At 71.6% G+C, this 15,887-nt stretch carries 14 protein-coding genes; 7 read left to right on the top strand and 7 right to left on the bottom strand.

What is annotated here, in order from left to right:
• The first annotated feature begins 11 nt into the window (after positions 1–11).
• Positions 12–776: a hypothetical protein gene (locus IE124_RS07905; protein ID WP_189506207.1), complete on the top strand. Its 765-nt coding sequence runs from the start codon at positions 12–14 to the stop codon at positions 774–776.
• Here the strand turns inward: IE124_RS07905 and IE124_RS07900 are convergent.
• The 4 genes from IE124_RS07900 to IE124_RS07885 form a co-directional block, all read right to left on the bottom strand.
• On the bottom strand, positions 716–1,426 hold the full coding sequence (locus IE124_RS07900; protein ID WP_189506205.1) for a hypothetical protein: 711 nt from the start codon (positions 1,424–1,426) through the stop codon (positions 716–718). The two genes, IE124_RS07905 and IE124_RS07900, sit on opposite strands and share 61 nt — an antisense overlap.
• Positions 1,423–3,186 carry a phosphatidylglycerol lysyltransferase domain-containing protein gene (locus IE124_RS07895; protein ID WP_189506203.1) on the bottom strand — a complete coding sequence of 588 codons (1,764 nt, stop codon included), beginning with the start codon at positions 3,184–3,186 and terminating at the stop codon, positions 1,423–1,425. Before IE124_RS07895 ends, IE124_RS07900 begins: the two co-directional genes overlap by 4 nt.
• A 111-nt stretch (positions 3,187–3,297) precedes the next feature.
• Positions 3,298–4,392, bottom strand: a complete 1,095-nt coding sequence (gene cobT, locus IE124_RS07890) for a nicotinate-nucleotide--dimethylbenzimidazole phosphoribosyltransferase (protein WP_189506201.1) — start codon at positions 4,390–4,392, stop codon at positions 3,298–3,300.
• Positions 4,393–4,438: 46 nt separating this feature from the next.
• Positions 4,439–5,641 carry a bifunctional adenosylcobinamide kinase/adenosylcobinamide-phosphate guanylyltransferase gene (locus IE124_RS07885; RefSeq protein WP_189506198.1) on the bottom strand — a complete coding sequence of 401 codons (1,203 nt, stop codon included), beginning with the start codon at positions 5,639–5,641 and terminating at the stop codon, positions 4,439–4,441.
• A gap of 91 nt (positions 5,642–5,732) precedes the next feature.
• Here IE124_RS07885 and IE124_RS07880 point away from each other — a divergent pair, with 91 nt between their 5' ends.
• Positions 5,733–5,939, top strand: coding sequence for a hypothetical protein (locus IE124_RS07880; RefSeq protein WP_024758380.1), 207 nt, complete (start codon positions 5,733–5,735; stop codon positions 5,937–5,939).
• A 275-nt stretch (positions 5,940–6,214) separates the two neighbouring features.
• On the opposite strand, the gene IE124_RS07875 is transcribed toward IE124_RS07880, so the two are convergent.
• The gene (locus IE124_RS07875) at positions 6,215–6,991 is read right to left on the bottom strand and encodes a methyltransferase domain-containing protein (protein WP_229832249.1); all 777 of its coding nucleotides are present in this window, start codon (positions 6,989–6,991) and stop codon (positions 6,215–6,217) included.
• Between the two features lie 95 nt (positions 6,992–7,086).
• Positions 7,087–7,692 (bottom strand): DUF3043 domain-containing protein, encoded by a 606-nt coding sequence (locus IE124_RS07870; RefSeq protein WP_055643981.1) that lies wholly within the window; start codon positions 7,690–7,692, stop codon positions 7,087–7,089.
• A 271-nt stretch (positions 7,693–7,963) separates the two neighbouring features.
• On the opposite strand from IE124_RS07870, the gene IE124_RS07865 reads away from it, so the two are divergent.
• The 5 genes from IE124_RS07865 to IE124_RS07845 all read left to right on the top strand — a co-directional run bounded on the left by IE124_RS07865 (position 7,964) and on the right by IE124_RS07845 (position 14,444).
• Entirely contained in the window at positions 7,964–8,761 is a 798-nt protein-coding gene (locus tag IE124_RS07865) for a PspA/IM30 family protein (protein WP_189506196.1), read from the top strand.
• Positions 8,762–8,796: 35 nt separating this feature from the next.
• The gene (gene pspAA / locus IE124_RS07860) at positions 8,797–9,075 is read left to right on the top strand and encodes a PspA-associated protein PspAA (RefSeq protein ID WP_189506194.1); all 279 of its coding nucleotides are present in this window, start codon (positions 8,797–8,799) and stop codon (positions 9,073–9,075) included.
• A 98-nt stretch (positions 9,076–9,173) separates the two neighbouring features.
• A complete protein-coding gene (locus IE124_RS07855) occupies positions 9,174–10,412 on the top strand; it encodes a sensor histidine kinase (RefSeq protein WP_189506192.1) in 1,239 nt (412 codons plus the stop codon).
• Positions 10,409–11,095, top strand: a complete 687-nt coding sequence (locus IE124_RS07850; RefSeq protein WP_189506190.1) for a response regulator — start codon at positions 10,409–10,411, stop codon at positions 11,093–11,095. Before IE124_RS07855 ends, IE124_RS07850 begins: the two co-directional genes overlap by 4 nt.
• Positions 11,096–11,273: 178 nt before the next feature.
• A complete protein-coding gene (locus tag IE124_RS07845; protein WP_189506189.1) occupies positions 11,274–14,444 on the top strand; it encodes an efflux RND transporter permease subunit in 3,171 nt (1,056 codons plus the stop codon).
• 73 nt (positions 14,445–14,517) lie between these two features.
• Here IE124_RS07845 and nadA read toward each other — a convergent pair whose 3' ends face one another.
• A complete protein-coding gene (gene nadA, locus IE124_RS07840; RefSeq protein WP_189506187.1) occupies positions 14,518–15,699 on the bottom strand; it encodes a quinolinate synthase NadA in 1,182 nt (393 codons plus the stop codon).
• Between the last annotated feature and the right edge of the window lie 188 nt (positions 15,700–15,887).

The following is a 15,887-nucleotide window of genomic DNA, read 5'->3' as shown; positions in this document are numbered from 1 at the left end:
AACGGGGTGGCATGGGTCACTGGTTCTCCCGCAACATCGTCGAGCCGGGCAAGCTCCCGATGCTGCTCGCTCTGACCTCCTTCGTCCTGACATTCCTGGTCACGCGCACCGTCACCCGGCTGATCCGGGCGGGGAAGGGTCCCTTCGGGAACGTCTCCTCCGGAGGCCTCCACATCCATCACGTCGTGCCCGGCGTCGTCCTCACCGTCCTCGGCGGGTTCGGCGCGGTGGCCAGCGACCGGCACGGTGTGGGCGCGTGCGTCTTCGCCGTCGTCTTCGGGATCGGCGCGGGGCTCGTCCTCGACGAGTTCGCGCTGATCCTCCATCTCGACGACGTGTACTGGACGGACCAGGGCCGCAAGAGCGTCGAGGTGGTCGTCCTCACCGCGGCACTCGTGGGGCTCACGCTCAGCGGCTTCTCACCGCTGGGCGTCAACGACATGACGGCGGAGGAGCGCCAGAACCGTGGCACCTTCCTCCTCACCCTGGCGGTGAACTTCCTCTTCATCCTCGTCGCACTGGTGAAGGGGAAGTTCCGGATGGCCGTCCTCGGGACCCTGATCCCCTTCGTGGCGATCGTCGGCGCCGTCCGGCTGGCCCGCCCCGGCTCCTGGTGGTCCAAGCACTTCTACCGGCGCAGATACAAGGCCCGCGCCCGCTCCCGCATCCGCACGTACCGCCACGACAGGCGATGGAACAAGGTGCGGCGCCGTCTTCAGGACCTGATCGGCGGCTTCCAGGAGCGGGTGCCGGGCCGGGGCTCGGCGTCCTCCTGACCGCGTTCGCGCCAGGCCTGGACGGCGATGAGGACGAGTACGCCCGCGATGGCCGCCAGGTGCTCCTTGCCCGCCAGGTTCGGCTTGACGATCACCTCGACGACCATGGCCAGGACCACCGCGCCGCCCGTCCACCACGCCCGGTAGCGCCAGCAGACGTAGACGGCGAGGCCCACCACGGCCGCCGAAGGGCCGGTGTCGACCACCTGAGCGTCGGAGGCCGGGAGACCGAAGGGGGTGCCCGGCCCGAGGGCGATGCCCACGCGCGCGTACAGCGTGCCGCAGAGCGTGGCCAGATAGGCCACGCCGAGCGTCCGCCACCGTCCGAGACAGATCTCGGCGATCCCGAACACCAGCAGCACCTGGGCCAGCGCACCCCACACGGGCAGGTCGAGCGCCGGGACGAAGAGCGAGAGCGGGGTCCGCAGCAGAGACGCCCACAGCGGGTCCTCGGCCCGTACGGAACCGATGTTCTGGACCGGCTGATACCCCCAGTCCTGGTTCTGAACGAGCTGGAAGAGGGCCGTCAGACAGACGGCGGCCAGCGTCATCGGGACCGCGTTCCATCCCCGGGTGACGAGCGCCGCCCGCACGGTGCCGAACAGCGGCCCCCACTCGCGGCGTGCGAAACGCGTGACGGACCCGCTCAACGCCCGCTCTCCAGGTGCTTGCGGTGCAGCCACTTCGGCAGACCCGGGGCTTCGAGGAACCCCTCGGCCCGGCCGGCGGCGAGGCCGATGCGCAGCAGGTCGGCGCTCTTCTCGAAGAGCATGAATCGGGGCTCCCAGATCGGTCGGTACTTGGCGTTGGCGCGGTACAGCGACTCGATCTGCCACCAGCGGGAGAAGAAGCTGAGCAGTGAACGCCACATGCGCAGCACGGGTCCCGCCCCGAGCTTCGAGCCACGTTCGAAGACGGAGCGGAACATCGCGAAGTTCAGCGAGACCTGGGTGATCCCGATCTCCTTCGCGCGCTGGAGCAGCTCGATCACCATGAACTCCATCAGGCCGTTCTCGGAGTCCCGGTCACGGCGCATCAGGTCGAGCGAGAGGCCCTTCGGCCCCCAGGGCACGAAGGAGAGCACCGCCCGCAGCTCACCCTGACCGTCGGTGCACTCCAGCATCACGCAGCGCCCGTCCCGCGGGTCCCCGAGCCGCCCGAGCGCCATCGAGAAGCCGCGCTCGGTGGCTCCGTCCCGCCAGTCGTCCGCCTTGCGGAGCAGCTCGTCCATCTCCGGGGCCGGGATGTCCTCGTGGCGCCGGATGCGGACCTCGTAACCGGCCCGCTTCACCCGGTTGAAGGCCTGCCGGACCGTCCGCATCGCGCGCCCGTCCAGGGTGAACTCGTCGGTCTCGACGATCGCCTCGTCGCCCAGCTCCAGGGCGTCGAGACCGTGCCGGGCGTAGATGACCCCGGCCTCCTCGCTCGCGCCCATCACGGCCGGGATCCAGCCGTGCTCGCGCGCCTCCGCCAGCCAGGGCTCGATCGCGCCGGGCCAGGCCTCGGGGTCGCCGATCGGGTCACCGGAGGCGAGCGATACCCCGCCGACCACCCGGTAGGCGATGGCGGCCTTCTCGCTCGGCGACCACACGACGCTCTTCTCGCGGCGCAGCGCGAAGTAGCCGAGCGAGTCCCGGTCCCCCTGCTTGTCGAGGAGGGCCCGCAGCCGCTCCTCGTCCTCCTCGGTCAGCGGGTCGACGGCCCGCCGGGCCCGGAAGGCGGCGAAGAGCACCGCGAAGAGCAGCAGCGTGGAGAGGACGTTGATGGTGACGTCCACCCAGCCGGGGGTGGTGATGCCGGCGAAGCGCGAGTCGTCGGAGGCCAGCGTCACCAGCCGCATCAGGCCGTACCGCCAGCGCTCCAGGAAGGTGGAGGGGGCGGTGGAGGTGTTGGTGACGGTGACCAGGACGGCGGCGATCAGCGAGGTGACGAGCAGTCCGCCGACCGCGACGATCGCGGCGAGCAGCGGGTTGGAGCGGTCGCCCTTCGCGTAGAACTCCTTGCGGCCGAGCAGCAGCGCCAGGACGAAGGCGGCGGTCAGCGCGAGCGAGATCCAGTTCTGGGCGTGCTGCCGGATCTCCGGGAAGACCATCACGACGGCGAAGAGCAGCAGGAAGAGCCCGGCGAGGACCATGTTGAGGATCCAGGCTGCCCGCTTGCGGCGGCGCATGGTGATCGCCAGGAAGAGCGTGAAGACGCCCGAGGCGAAGCCGGCGGTGAGCATGTACGGGGTGAAGTAGTTGTCCTCGTTGTGGCGGCGCAGGTCCTGTCCGAAGGAGACCCAGACGGCGCTCAGGAAGTTGATGAACGTGACGACGCGCAGGTACCAGACGGCGAACGCGGCGCTGCGCCGCGAACGGACGGTGGAGCCTCGGGGCGCTGCTTCGGCGGACAAACGGACCTCTCCCATGAAAAGCGATCATATGGGGCATCGCTTCTCCTGCGGAGACGCCGGAGGCGGCCACGCGCGTCGCGCGTGACCGCCCCGGAGTCGACGATCCGTCTTTCCCGCTTCTCCCCGTCAGACCTGTGGCGCGGTCTCGGCCTCCGGAGCCGCCCCGGCCTCCGGACTGGTCGGATCCGGGCGCTCGGGCAGCTCCGCGGCGAAGGCCGCCGCGGCCTGGACGAGGGGAAGCGCGAGCAATGCCCCGGTTCCCTCACCCACATGGACGCCGTGGTCGAGCAGAGGGTTGAGCGCCATCCGGTCCAGTGCCTTCGCCTGCGCCGGCTCCCCGCTCACCTGCCCTGCCAGCCACCAGTCCGGCGCGCGGAACGCCGCCCGCTGCGCCACCAGCGCGCAGGCCGCACCCACCACACCGTCCAGGATCACCGGCATCCGCCGCACCGAGGCCTGCAGCAGGAAGCCCGTCATCGCCGCGAGGTCCGCGCCGCCCACCGCCGCGAGCAGCTCAAGCTGGTCGCCGAGGACCGGCCGGGCCCGCCGCAGCGCGTCCCGGACCGCCGCGCACTTGCGCATCCACGCCAGGTCGTCGATCCCGGCGCCGCCCCGGCCCGTCACCACGGAGGCGTCCGTCCCGCACAGCGCCGCGATCAGCGTCGACGCCGGGGTCGTACCGCCCACGCTCAGGTCCCCGAGCACCACCAGATCGGTGCCCGAGTCCGCCTCCTCGTCGGCGATCGCGATGCCGAGCCGGACCGCCGCCTCGGTCTCCTCGACCGTCAGCGCGTTCTCCACGTCGATCCGGCCGCTGCCCCGCCGCACCCGGTGGCGGACCACCTCGGCGGGCAGCAGCTCCGGCTCGCAGTCCAGGCCCGCGTCCACGACCCGTACGGGCACGCTCATCGAGCGGGCCAGGACGGCGACCGGGCTCGCCCCGTCCAGGACCGCGCGCACCAGCTCGTGCGCGGAGCCGGGCGCGCGGCCCGACACGTCCAGCGAGGCCACCCCGTGGTCGCCCGCGAAGAGCAGCACCTTCGGCTGCTCGATCGCCCGCACCTTGACCGAGGCCTGCGCGGCCGAGAGCCACTCGCCGAGCTCGTCGAGCCGGCCGAGCGCGCCGGGCGGCACGGTCAGCCGCTCGCGCCGCTCCTCGGCGTCCCGCCGGATCCCCCCGTCGGGGCGCTCGATCAGATCGGAGAAGTCGTCCAGGTTCACGGGTTCCGCCTTGTGACAATCAGCGAGGGCCATCGGTGTTGGCACCCTACCCGCGCAGCACCAGCGCCTGTCCTGCGACCACGAGGAGGACCTCTTCGCACTCCTCGGCGAAGGCCGCGTTCAGCCGGCCCAGCTCGTCCCGGAACCGCCGCCCCGACGCCGTGCCCGGCACGACCCCCGAGCCCGTCTCGTTCGTCACCGCCACGACCGTGCGGCGCGTCGCCCGCACCGCCGCGACCAGCTCGGCCGTCCGCTCCCGGAGCGCCGCCTGGCCACCGTCCGCCCACTTCTCGTCGTCCCAGGCGCCCACCCGGTCCATGGCGTCCGTCAGCCACAGCGACAGACAGTCGATGAGGAGCGCCGGACCGTCCTCGGCGAGCAGCGGTACGAGCTCACAGGTCTCGGCGGTACGCCACGCACCCGGCCGCCGCTCCCGGTGCAGCCCCACCCGCTCCGCCCAGTCCGGATCGCCCTCCCGGGTCCCGCCCGTCGCCACGTACAGCACCTCGGGGAAGGTCTCCAGGCGCCGCTCGGCCTCCACGGACTTCCCCGACCGGGCCCCGCCGGTCACCAGCGTCCGCCGGGGCACCTCCGGCACCTCGTGGTAGTCGCCGACGTACAGCGTCGTCCCGTCGGTCACCGCCCGCGCGCCCGCCGCCGCGAGCCGCCGGTCCAGTGCGGCCCCCGTCGGCACGTCGTGGTCCAGGTGGACGGCGATCACCTCGGTGGCCGCGCCGACCGCCCCGGTCGCCCGCAGCCGCGCGATCCCGTCCGGACGGCCCGTCACATCGGCGACGACCATGTCGTACGGCAGGGCGTGGTCCTCCGAAAGCCCCGCCGGAGCCCCGCCCGGCGGCAGGTAGAGCAGCCGCTCTCCGTCCGGGGAGGTCACCTCGTACCCCGTACCGGGGGAGTCCATCGGCACCGCCCGCACCCGGTGCCCGCTGATCAGCGTCAACTCCCTGCCGTCCGGCACCCGGCCCGCCGTCGGGAGCCCGGCCGGCACCTCCACGGCGGGACCGTCGTGCGGATGCGTGAGCAGCACCTGTCGCACGCCCACGAGCGAGTGGCCCGAACGGGCCGCGGCGAGCGCGGCCCCGGGGGTGAGATCGAGCAGCAGGGCCCCGTCCACGAGCAGCGCGGTCGCGGCCCGGACACGGGTCCCGCGGGAGAGCGCGCAGACGGCGCAGGGGCATTCGGGGCGGGGGAGCCCGAGGGGGGCACCGGTGCCGAGCAGAGTCAGTTCCACCCTCAGATCCTCCCGCGCCACCGCGAGGCGTGCGCGCCCGGCTACGCTGCGGGCAGGAAACCGATCATCCGGTGAGCGCCTGGAGGCGGACATGGCATGGACGTGGCGGTTCGAGAAGTCCGACGGCACGGAGGTCGAGCCGGTGGTGACTCCCGAGGAGTTCACCACCCAGGGCGACGCCGAGAGCTGGATCGGAGAGCACTGGCGTGACCTCCTGGGCGGCGGCGCGGACCAGGTGACGCTCTCGGAGGACGGCGCCAAGATCTACGGCCCGATGCCGCTGGACGCGGAGGGCTAGGTCCTGTCGTCAAACTCCCGTCGTCCGCCCGAAGGGCGGGCCCTGCGGCGTCAGGTGCGTGCTCTCGGCGTGCCGGGCGCGGGCCCGCGTACTGGATGTACGCGGGTCTGTGCCCGGTGCGGTGAGAGTGCGTGCATGGCGTCGCAGGGCAGGCGGGAGTTTGACGACAGGGCCTGGGACGGGCCCCCTGGAACGACCGGCCCCCGTCGTGCCCACCTGCCACCCCTCCGGGGGAGGGTGTGGGCATGGCGGGGGCGCTCCTCGTCGGTCCCGGGTCAGCCCCGGACGCCGCACAGGTGAAGCAGCGCCGCGATTCGTCGGTACGGCTCCGTGCGGCCCGCGCGCTCCTCGGCGGCGAGCAGCCGGTCCAGCTCCTCGGCGGCGGGCAGGCCCGTCTCGGCCGGGATGCCGTCGGTGAAGACCCGCACGCCGTACCAGGCGTGCAGCGGCGCCGCGATCCCGGCGAGCGTCGACGTCAGGGCGTCGAGCCGGTCGGCCCGCACCTTCACGCCGTTGTCGTCGGTGTAGACATCGGTGTCGAAGCCCGAGAGGGCCCCGGACCAGTCGCCGGCGAGCCCGGGGCGCATGGCGAGCGCCTCGCCGTTCCGCACGACGAGGGAGAGCAGCCCACCGGGGGCCAGCATCCGGGCCAGCCCCGCGAGCAGCGCGTCCGGCTCGTCCGCGTACATGAGGACGCCGTGGCAGAGCACCACGTCGAAACTGCCGGGCAGGAAGTGGACGCCGGTCTCGCGTCCGTCCCCCTCGATCAGCCGGACCCGCTCGCGGATCCCGGCGGGCTCCGTCGCGAGCGACTCGCGCGCCGCCTTCAGCAGCTCGGGATCGGCCTCCAGGCCGGTCACGGTGTGTCCGGCGCGGGCCAGGCGCAGGGCCTGCGTGCCCTGTCCCATGCCCGCGTCGAGGATCCGCAGCCGCTGCCCCACGGGGTAGCGGGCGGATATCTGCTCGTCGAGCTGGCGGGCGATGACCTCCTGCCGGATGGTGTCGCGCAGCCCGCCGTACCCGGCGGGCCAGTGCACGACGGCGGGCAGCACGGCGCCGCCCGTCGCCGACGCGTCCGCGCCGAAGGCCGGTTCATCGAGAGCGCGCTCGCCGAAGGCCTGCCCGCCGAGGGCCGAGCTGTCGGCGCTCAGGGCCGCTCTCCGCGCTTGACCTGCGGCTTCGGCAGCCGCAGTCGGCGCATCTGGAGCGTACGCATGAGGCCGTAGGCTACGGCTCCGCGCTTCGGCTCGTTCGGGAAGCGCTCGTTCAGCTGCTTGCGCAGCCGGATCCAGATGCCGACCGAGTCGATCACGATCAGGATGATCACGCCGAGCCAGAGCAGCAGGGAGATGTTCTGCAGGCTGCGGTTGGCGTTCCCGAAGAGCGACAGCACGAGGATCACCACGGCCATCGGCAGGAAGAACTCGGCGATCGCGAAGCGCGAGTCGACGAAGTCGCGCACGAACTTGCGCACCGGGCCCTTGTCACGGGCGGGCAGATAGCGCTCGTCGCCGCTCGCCAGCGCCTCGCGCTGCCGGGCCAGGTCCGAGCGACGCGCCTCGCGCTGACGCTTGGCGGCCTCCTTGCGGTCGGTCGGCACCGTCGCGGCACGCCGACGCTGGGTCTGCGCTTCGCTCCGCTTCGGTGTCGGGCGGCCCTTGGGGGCCTCGGGGTCGCGGGGCTGCTTGGTGGAGAGGTCCGCCGTCACCTTGTCGGTGGGGGCCTTCTCGTCCTTCGAACGGCTACGGAACACAAAACCCAAGGGTACGGGGTGGTGGGCATGGACCCCAGCCCGGGCGGGAACGATCCGCTAACGGACTGCGTCTACGCGGTACGTACGGAGGACACGCGAGGGTTCCCCCTAGATCCGTCTACACCCTGGGCGGGAGGGAGACCGGAGCATAGTCGTCCTTGGGGAGGAGCGCATCGCGCTCCGAACAGTGCGGTAATGGAGACAGGGCCCGTAGTGTGGACCTGTTGGAGAGCTGGAGCCGAAGTCCGTCAGAAGGGGGCGCGCGAAGCCCATGAGCGGTGTCATGAAGCGTATGGGGATGATCTTCCGCGCGAAGGCGAACAAGGCCCTTGACCGGGCCGAGGATCCGCGCGAGACGCTCGATTACTCCTACCAGAAGCAGCTGGAGCTGCTGCAGAAGGTGCGGCGCGGCGTGGCCGACGTCGCCACCTCCCGCAAGCGGCTCGAACTCCAGCTGAACCAGTTGCAGGGCCAGTCCGCCAAGCTGGAGGACCAGGGCCGCAAGGCGCTGGCGCTCGGCCGCGAGGACCTGGCGCGCGAGGCGCTGTCCCGGCGGGCCGCGCTCCAGCAGCAGGTCAGCGACCTGGAGGTGCAGCACCAGACGCTGCAGGGCGAGGAGGAGAAGCTGACGCTCGCCGCGCAGCGCCTCCAGGCCAAGGTCGACGCCTTCCGCACGAAGAAGGAGACGATCAAGGCGACCTACACGGCCGCGCAGGCCCAGACCCGGATCGCCGAGTCGTTCTCCGGCATCTCGGAGGAGATGAGCGACGTCGGTCTCGCGATCCAGCGGGCAGAGGACAAGACCGCCCAGCTCCAGGCGCGCGCGGGCGCGATCGACGAGCTGCTCGCCTCGGGCGCCCTCGACGACCAGTCCGGGCTCGCCAAGGACGACATCCAGGCGGAGCTGGACCGGCTCTCGGGCGGCACGGACGTCGAGCTGGAGCTCCAGCGGATGAAGGCCGAGCTCGCCGGCGGCCCCTCGGCGCAGCAGCAGGCCCTCGAAGGCGGCGGCGAGTCCGCGCCGCAGGACCGCACCCAGCAGCAGTCCCACCCGCGGTTCGAGAAGTAGCAACCGGCCGACCTAGCCGACAGACAGGACGCGTCATGATCGTACGGATCATGGGGGAAGGCCAGTGGAAGCTGGCCGACAGCCACTTCGCCGAGCTCAACAAGCTCGACGACGAGCTGCTCGCGGAGATGGAGTCGGGGGACACCGAGGGCTTCCGCCGCACGCTGGGCGCCCTCCTCGACGCCGTCCGGCGGCTCGGCGAGCCGCTCCCCGACGACGCCCTGGAGCCCTCGGAGCTGATCCTCCCGGCACCGGACGCGAGCCTCGACGAGGTCCGCGAGATGCTCTCCGACGACGGCCTGATCCCCGGCTGACGTCCACGCGACGCCCGACGGTGTCCCATCGCCCCCACCGGGGCGGTGGGACACCGTGCTTTCCTCCCCCGGACGCTTTGCCCGTACCGTTCTCCGACGTGACCCCCACCGGCCCCGCCACCGGCACCCTCTACGCCCGCCTCCGCGACTGGTTCCGCGCCCACCCGCTCGCCTTCGACGCGACCATCGCCGCCGGCACGCTCGTCTGCATGATCGCCGCCTCCTTCACCGACCCGCACGGCAGCCCGGAAGGGCCGACCTTCGGCGACCGCACCCCGGATGCGGGGAGCGTGCTGATCATGGTGATCGGGGCCGCCGTACTGGTGCTGCGCCGCCGGCGCCCCTTCGCGGTGCTCTGCTTCACGGTCACGATCTGCTTCGTCGAGCTGGTCGACGACGTCCGGCCCGCCCCGATCGCCATGAGCGCCGTCGTCGCGCTCTACACCGTCGCCTCCCGCACCGACCGCCCCACCACCTGGCGCGTCGGACTCGCCACGATGGCGCTGCTCACCGCCGCCGCCATGATCTTCGGCCCGACGAACTGGTACGCGCAGGAGAACCTCGGCGTCTTCGCCTGGACCGGCATGGCCGCGGCGGCCGGGGACGCCGTCCGCAGCCGCCGCGCCTTCGTCGACGCGATCCGCGAGCGCGCCGAGCGGGCCGAGCGCACCCGCGAGGAGGAGGCGGGCCGCCGGGTCGCCGAGGAACGGCTGCGCATCGCCCGCGACCTCCACGACGTCGTCGCCCACCACATCGCGCTGGTCAACGTCCAGGCCGGGGTCGCCGCCCACGTCATGGACAAGCGCCCCGACCAGGCCAAGGAGGCCCTCGCGCACGTCCGCGAGGCCAGCCGCTCCGCCCTCGACGAGCTCCGCGCCACCGTCGGGCTGCTGCGCCAGTCCGGCGACCCCGAGGCGCCCACCGAGCCCGCCCCGGGCCTCGCCGTCCTCGACGGGCTCCTCGACAGCTTCCGCAAGGCCGGCCTCCCCGTCGCCCTGGCCCGCGCCGACGGCGACGGGGCGCTGCCCGGCACCGTCGACCTCGCCGCGTACCGGATCGTGCAGGAGGCCCTCACCAACGTCCGCAAGCACGCGGGACCGGACGCCGAGGCGGAGGTGAGCGTCGTCAGGGTGGGCCGTACGGTCGAGATCACCGTCCTCGACAACGGCGCACCGCAGCCGGGCGTCCCCGCCGACTCCGGCGGCCACGGCCTCCTCGGCATGCGCGAGCGGGTCAGCGCCCTCGGCGGCACCCTGACCGCCGCACCCCGCTACGGCGGCGGCTTCCGCGTCCAGGCGATACTGCCCGTGACGACCCGCACGGGGGAGGACGCATGACGATCCGGGTACTGCTCGCCGACGACCAGGCCCTGCTCCGCAGCGCCTTCAAGGTCCTGGTCGACTCCGAACCGGACATGGAGGTGGTCGGCGAGGCCGCCGACGGCGCCCAGGCCCTCGACCTGGCCCGCGCCGAGCGGCCGGACGTCGTCCTCATGGACATCCGGATGCCGGGCACCGACGGCCTCGCCGCGACCCGAGCGATCACCGCGGACCCCGAGCTGTCCGCCGTACGCATCGTCATGCTCACCACCTTCGAGGTCGACGAGTACGTCGTGCAGTCCCTGCGCGCCGGGGCCTCCGGCTTCCTCGGCAAGGGCGCCGAACCGGAGGAGCTGCTCGGCGCGATCCGGATCGCCCACGCCGGCGAGGCGCTGCTCTCCCCGGCCGCCACCAAGGGCCTCATCGCCACCTTCCTCGCACAGGGCGGCGGGCTCGAACCCGCCACGGGCGACCGGCCCTACTCCGAGCGGCTCGCCGCGCTCACCGCCCGCGAGCGCGAGGTCCTCGTCCTCGTCGGCGGCGGCCTCTCCAACGACGAGATCGCGGAGCGGCTCGACGTCAGCCCGCTCACCGTCAAGACGCACGTCAACCGGACCATGGCCAAGCTCGGCGCCCGCGACAGGGCCCAGCTGGTCGTCACGGCCTACGAGTCGGGACTGGTACGTCCGAGGGTGGAGTGACCGAAGGCCCCGGCGTACTCCAGACGCGGTATGCGCGGGATAAGGATGTGGACCCGGGGGGCGAGGACTTCCGGCGGCGGATGGCCGATCGTAGGGGCGGGGGGCATCTCCGGCGGCTCAGGGCCGGGGTCTTGGCTGCTCCCGCCTGTCGACGAGTACGCCACAGAAGAGAGACCCCATGTCCTGGCTGTCGAGATTCAGCCTCGCGCAACGGGCCCTGATCGGGCTGACGTCCATCGTCGCGATCGTGTTCGGGGCGATCGCGATACCGCAGCTGAAGCAGCAGTTGTTCCCCTCGATCGAGCTCCCCATGGTCTCGATCCTCGCCCCGTACCAGGGCGCCTCTCCCGATGTGGTCGAGAAGCAGGTCGTCGAACCGCTGGAGAGCAACCTGAAGGCCGTCGACGGCCTGAAGGGCGTCACCTCCACCGCCTCCGAGGGCATGGCCGTCGTCATGGCCTCCTTCGACTACGGCGACGAGTCGACGAAGCAGCTCGTCGCCGACGTCCAGCAGGCCGTGAACCGGGCCCGCGCCCAGCTCCCCGACACCGTCGACCCGCAGGTCGTGGCCGGCTCGACGGACGACATGCCGACCGTCGTCCTCGCCGCCTCCTCGGACAAGGACCCGCAGGCACTCGCCGACCTCCTGGAGCGGACCGTCGTGCCCGCCCTCGAAGGCATCGAGGGCGTCGGCCAGGTCTCCGTCAGCGGCGTCCAGGACCTCCAGATCTCCGTCGTCCCCGACGAGCGCAAGCTCGCCGCGGCCGGGCTCAGCTCCATGAAGCTCGCCGAGGCCCTCCGCTCCGGCGGTGCCACGATGCCGGCCGGCTCCTTCTCGGAGGCCGGCAAGAGCCGCACGATCCAGATCGGCGGCGGCTACACCTCCCTGAAGCAGGTCGAGGACCTGCGCATCCCCTCGGCCACCCCCGGCAAGGGCAAGGCGGTCCGTCTCGGCGACGTCGCCACCGTCCGCCAGGAGGAGTCGCCGCGCGTCTCCCTCACCCGCACCAACGGCAAGCCGAGCCTCGCCGTCATGGCCACGATGGACAAGGACGGCAGCGCCGTCGCCATCTCCGACGCCGTCGAGGAGAAGCTGGACGACCTGCGCCGCGACCTCGGCGCGGGCGCCGAGCTGACCGTCGTCTCCGACCAGGGCCCGGCCGTCGCCAAGGCGATCTCCGGCCTGACCACGGAGGGCGCGCTCGGCCTCGTCATGGCCGTCCTGGTGATCCTGGTCTTCCTGACCTCGATCCGCTCGACCCTGGTGACCGCCGTCTCCATCCCGCTCTCGGTCGTCCTGGCCCTGATCGTGCTGTGGAGCCGCGACCTCTCGCTCAACATGCTGACCCTGGGCGCGCTCACCATCGCCATCGGCCGGGTCGTCGACGACTCGATCGTGGTCCTGGAGAACATCAAGCGTCACCTCGGCTACGGCGAGGAGCGCCAGGCCGCGATCCTCACCGCGGTCCGCGAGGTGGCCGGCGCGGTCACCTCCTCGACCCTCACCACCGTCGCCGTCTTCCTGCCGATCGGCCTGACCGGCGGCATGATCGGCGAGCTGTTCGGCTCGTTCTCGCTGACGGTCACCGCGGCCCTGCTGGCCTCCCTGCTCGTCTCCCTGACCGTGGTCCCGGTCCTCTCGTACTGGTTCCTCCGCGCCCCCAAGGGCACCTCGGAGGACCTGGAGGAGGCCCGCAGGCTGGCCGAGGAGAAGGAGGAGAAGAGCCGTCTCCAGCGGCTGTACGTGCCCGTCCTGCGGTTCGCGACCCGGCGCCGGATCATGAGCCTCGCCATCGCGCTCGTCGTCCTCGTCGTCACCTTCGGCATGGCCCCGCTCCTGAAGACGAACTTCTTCGACCAGGGCGAGCAGGAGGTGCTCAGCATCAAGCAGGAGCTGGCGCCCGGCACCAGCCTGAGCGCCTCCGACGAGGCCGCGAAGAAGATCGAGAAGGTCCTCGCGGAGACCGAGGGCGTCAAGGACTACCAGGTCACCGTCGGCTCCTCCGGCTTCATGGCGGCCTTCGGCGGCGGCACCGGCTCCAACCAGGCCTCCTACCAGGTGAGCCTGGAGAACGCCGACGCGTACGAGAAGACCCGGGACTCCATCGAGAAGGCGATCGCCGGCCTCGACGGCATCGGCGACACCACCATCGCGGCCGGTGACGGCTTCGCCAGCCAGGACCTGAGCGTGGTCGTCAAGGCGGCCGACCCGGAACTCCTCAAGAAGGCCTCCGAGCAGGTCCGCACGGCGATCGCCGGGATGAAGGACGTCACCGACGTCCAGAGCGACCTCTCCCAGTCCGTCCCGCGCATCTCCGTCCGCGCCAGGCCTGCCGCGGCCGACGCCGGCTTCGACACCGGCACGCTCGGCATGATCGTCGCCCAGGCCGTCCGGGGCACCCCGGCCGCCAAGGCGATCATCGACGACAGCGAGCGGGACGTGCTCATCACCTCGGCGAAGCCCGCCACCACCCTCGCCGAGCTCAAGGCCCTGCCGCTCGGCCCGGTGAAGCTGGGCGACGTCGCCACCGTCGAGCTGGTCCCCGGCCCGGTCTCCATGACCCGGATCGACGGCGCCCGCGCGGCGACGATCTCGGCCAAGCCGACCGGTGACAACACCGGCGCGGTGAGCGCCGCGCTCCAGTCGGAGCTCGGCAAGCTCGACCTGCCCGAGGGCGCCACCGCCACCATCGGCGGTGTCTCCGAGGACCAGTCCGAGGCCTTCACCAACCTGTTCCTGGCGATGCTCGCGGCCGTCGCGATCGTCTTCATGCTGCTCGTGGCGACCTTCCGGTCGCTGATCCAGCCGCTGATCCTGCTGGTCTCGATCCCGTTCGCGGCGACCGGCGCGATCGGTCTGCTGGTGGTCACGGACACCGCGATGGGCGTCCCGGCGATGATCGGCATGCTGATGCTCATCGGCATCGTCGTCACCAACGCGATCGTCCTGATCGACCTGATCAACCAGTACCGGGCCCAGGGCCTGGGCGTCGTCGAAGCGGTGGTCGAGGGCGGCCGGCACCGGCTCCGCCCGATCCTGATGACCGCACTGGCGACGATCTTCGCCCTGCTCCCGATGGCCCTCGGCATCACCGGCGAGGGCGGCTTCATCGCCCAGCCGCTCGCCGTGGTCGTGATCGGCGGCCTGATCACCTCGACGCTGCTGACCCTGCTCCTCGTCCCGACGCTCTACGCGATGGTGGAGCTCCGCAAGGAGCGCCGCGCGAAGAAGAAGGCGGCGAAGAAGGACGCGAAGGAGTCGGCCGCGAAGAAGGGCGAGAGGACGGAGATCCCGGAGCAGCCGGACACCACGCCGGTGGACGGCACGCTGCTGGACATCCTCGACTGATCTCCCCCGGGAGACGGAAGGGGCGCCCCGCGAGTCCGCGGGGCGCCCCTTCGGCGTACGTACCGGAGAACCGTTACGGCAGCGCCAGCATCCGCTCCAGGGCGAGCTTGGCGAAGCTCTCCGTCTCCTTGTCGACCTGGATCTGGTTCACGAGGTTGCCCTCGGCCAGCGACTCCAGCGTCCACACCAGGTGCGGCAGGTCGATGCGGTTCATGGTCGAGCAGAAGCAGACCGTCTTGTCGAGGAAGACGATCTCCTTGTCCGGGTGCGCGTTGGCGACACGGCGGACGAGGTTCAGCTCGGTGCCGATCGCCCACTTCGAGCCGGCCGGGGCCGCGTCCAGGGTGTTGATGATGTACTCGGTCGAGCCCACGTAGTCCGCGGCGGCGACGACCTCGTGCTTGCACTCCGGGTGGACCAGCACGTTCACGCCCGGGATGCGCTCGCGGACGTCGTTGACCGAGTCCAGCGAGAAGCGGCCGTGCACCGAGCAGTGCCCGCGCCACAGGATCATCTTGGCGTTGCGCAGCTCCTCGACGGTGAGCCCGCCGTTGGGCTTGTGCGGGTTGTAGAGCACGCAGTCGTCCAGGGACATGCCCATGTCGCGGACGGCGGTGTTGCGGCCCAGGTGCTGGTCCGGCAGGAAGAGCACCTTCTCGCCCTGCTCGAAAGCCCAGTCGAGGGCGCGCTTGGCGTTCGACGAGGTGCAGATCGTGCCCCCGTGCTTGCCGGTGAAGGCCTTGATGTCGGCCGAGGAGTTCATGTACGAGACGGGCACGACCTGCTCGGCGACGCCGGCCTCGGTCAGCACGTCCCAGCACTCGGCGACCTGCTCGGCGGTGGCCATGTCGGCCATCGAGCAGCCGGCCGCCAGGTCCGGCAGGACGACCTTCTGGTCGTCGGTGGTGAGGATGTCGGCCGACTCGGCCATGAAGTGCACACCGCAGAAGACGATGTACTCGGCCTCCGGCTTGGCGGCGGCGTCACGCGCGAGCTTGAACGAGTCGCCGGTGACGTCGGCGAACTGGATGACCTCGTCACGCTGGTAGTGGTGGCCGAGCACGAAGACCTTGTCCCCGAGCTTCTCCTTGGCCGCGCGGGCGCGCTCCACGAGGTCCGGGTCGGAGGGCGACGGCAGGTCGCCCGGGCACTCCACGCCGCGCTCGCTCTTCGGGTCGGCCTCACGGCCGAGCAGGAGCAGGGCGAGCGGCGTCGGCTGGACATCCAGGGGCTGGGCGGTGGTCACGACACGCACCCTTTCTTCGGGTCTTCGGGTCTTCGGGACAAGCCTTTTCGTCGAAATGACGCTATCTATCATAACCGCTTCACGTCACGTTGACGATGTCCATAGTGTCGATGTGACGAATTCGCCGTCCGCACTCACGGACAGGGTGTGCGAGCATGAAGAGAGAGAAAGACCCGCTCGGCCCGGAATGAATCCGG

The organism is Streptomyces narbonensis, assembly GCF_014649015.1.
GTDB classification, from domain to species: domain Bacteria; phylum Actinomycetota; class Actinomycetes; order Streptomycetales; family Streptomycetaceae; genus Streptomyces; species Streptomyces narbonensis.
The sequence above is the reverse complement of the archived record's forward strand: the minus strand, read 5'-3'. Positions and strand labels throughout refer to the sequence as shown.

Bases quoted from the DNA above. Each gene is read 5' to 3' on its own strand.
- IE124_RS07905 (WP_189506207.1), top strand. From the start codon at position 12: ATGGGTCACTGGTTCTCCCGCAACATCGTCGAGCCGGGCAAGCTCCCG.
- IE124_RS07895 (WP_189506203.1), bottom strand. From the start codon at position 3,186: ATGGGAGAGGTCCGTTTGTCCGCCGAAGCAGCGCCCCGAGGCTCCACC.
- IE124_RS07880 (WP_024758380.1), top strand. From the start codon at position 5,733: ATGGCATGGACGTGGCGGTTCGAGAAGTCCGACGGCACGGAGGTCGAG.
- IE124_RS07865 (WP_189506196.1), top strand. From the start codon at position 7,964: ATGAGCGGTGTCATGAAGCGTATGGGGATGATCTTCCGCGCGAAGGCG.
- pspAA (WP_189506194.1), top strand. From the start codon at position 8,797: ATGATCGTACGGATCATGGGGGAAGGCCAGTGGAAGCTGGCCGACAGC.
- IE124_RS07850 (WP_189506190.1), top strand. From the start codon at position 10,409: ATGACGATCCGGGTACTGCTCGCCGACGACCAGGCCCTGCTCCGCAGC.
- IE124_RS07845 (WP_189506189.1), top strand. From the start codon at position 11,274: ATGTCCTGGCTGTCGAGATTCAGCCTCGCGCAACGGGCCCTGATCGGG.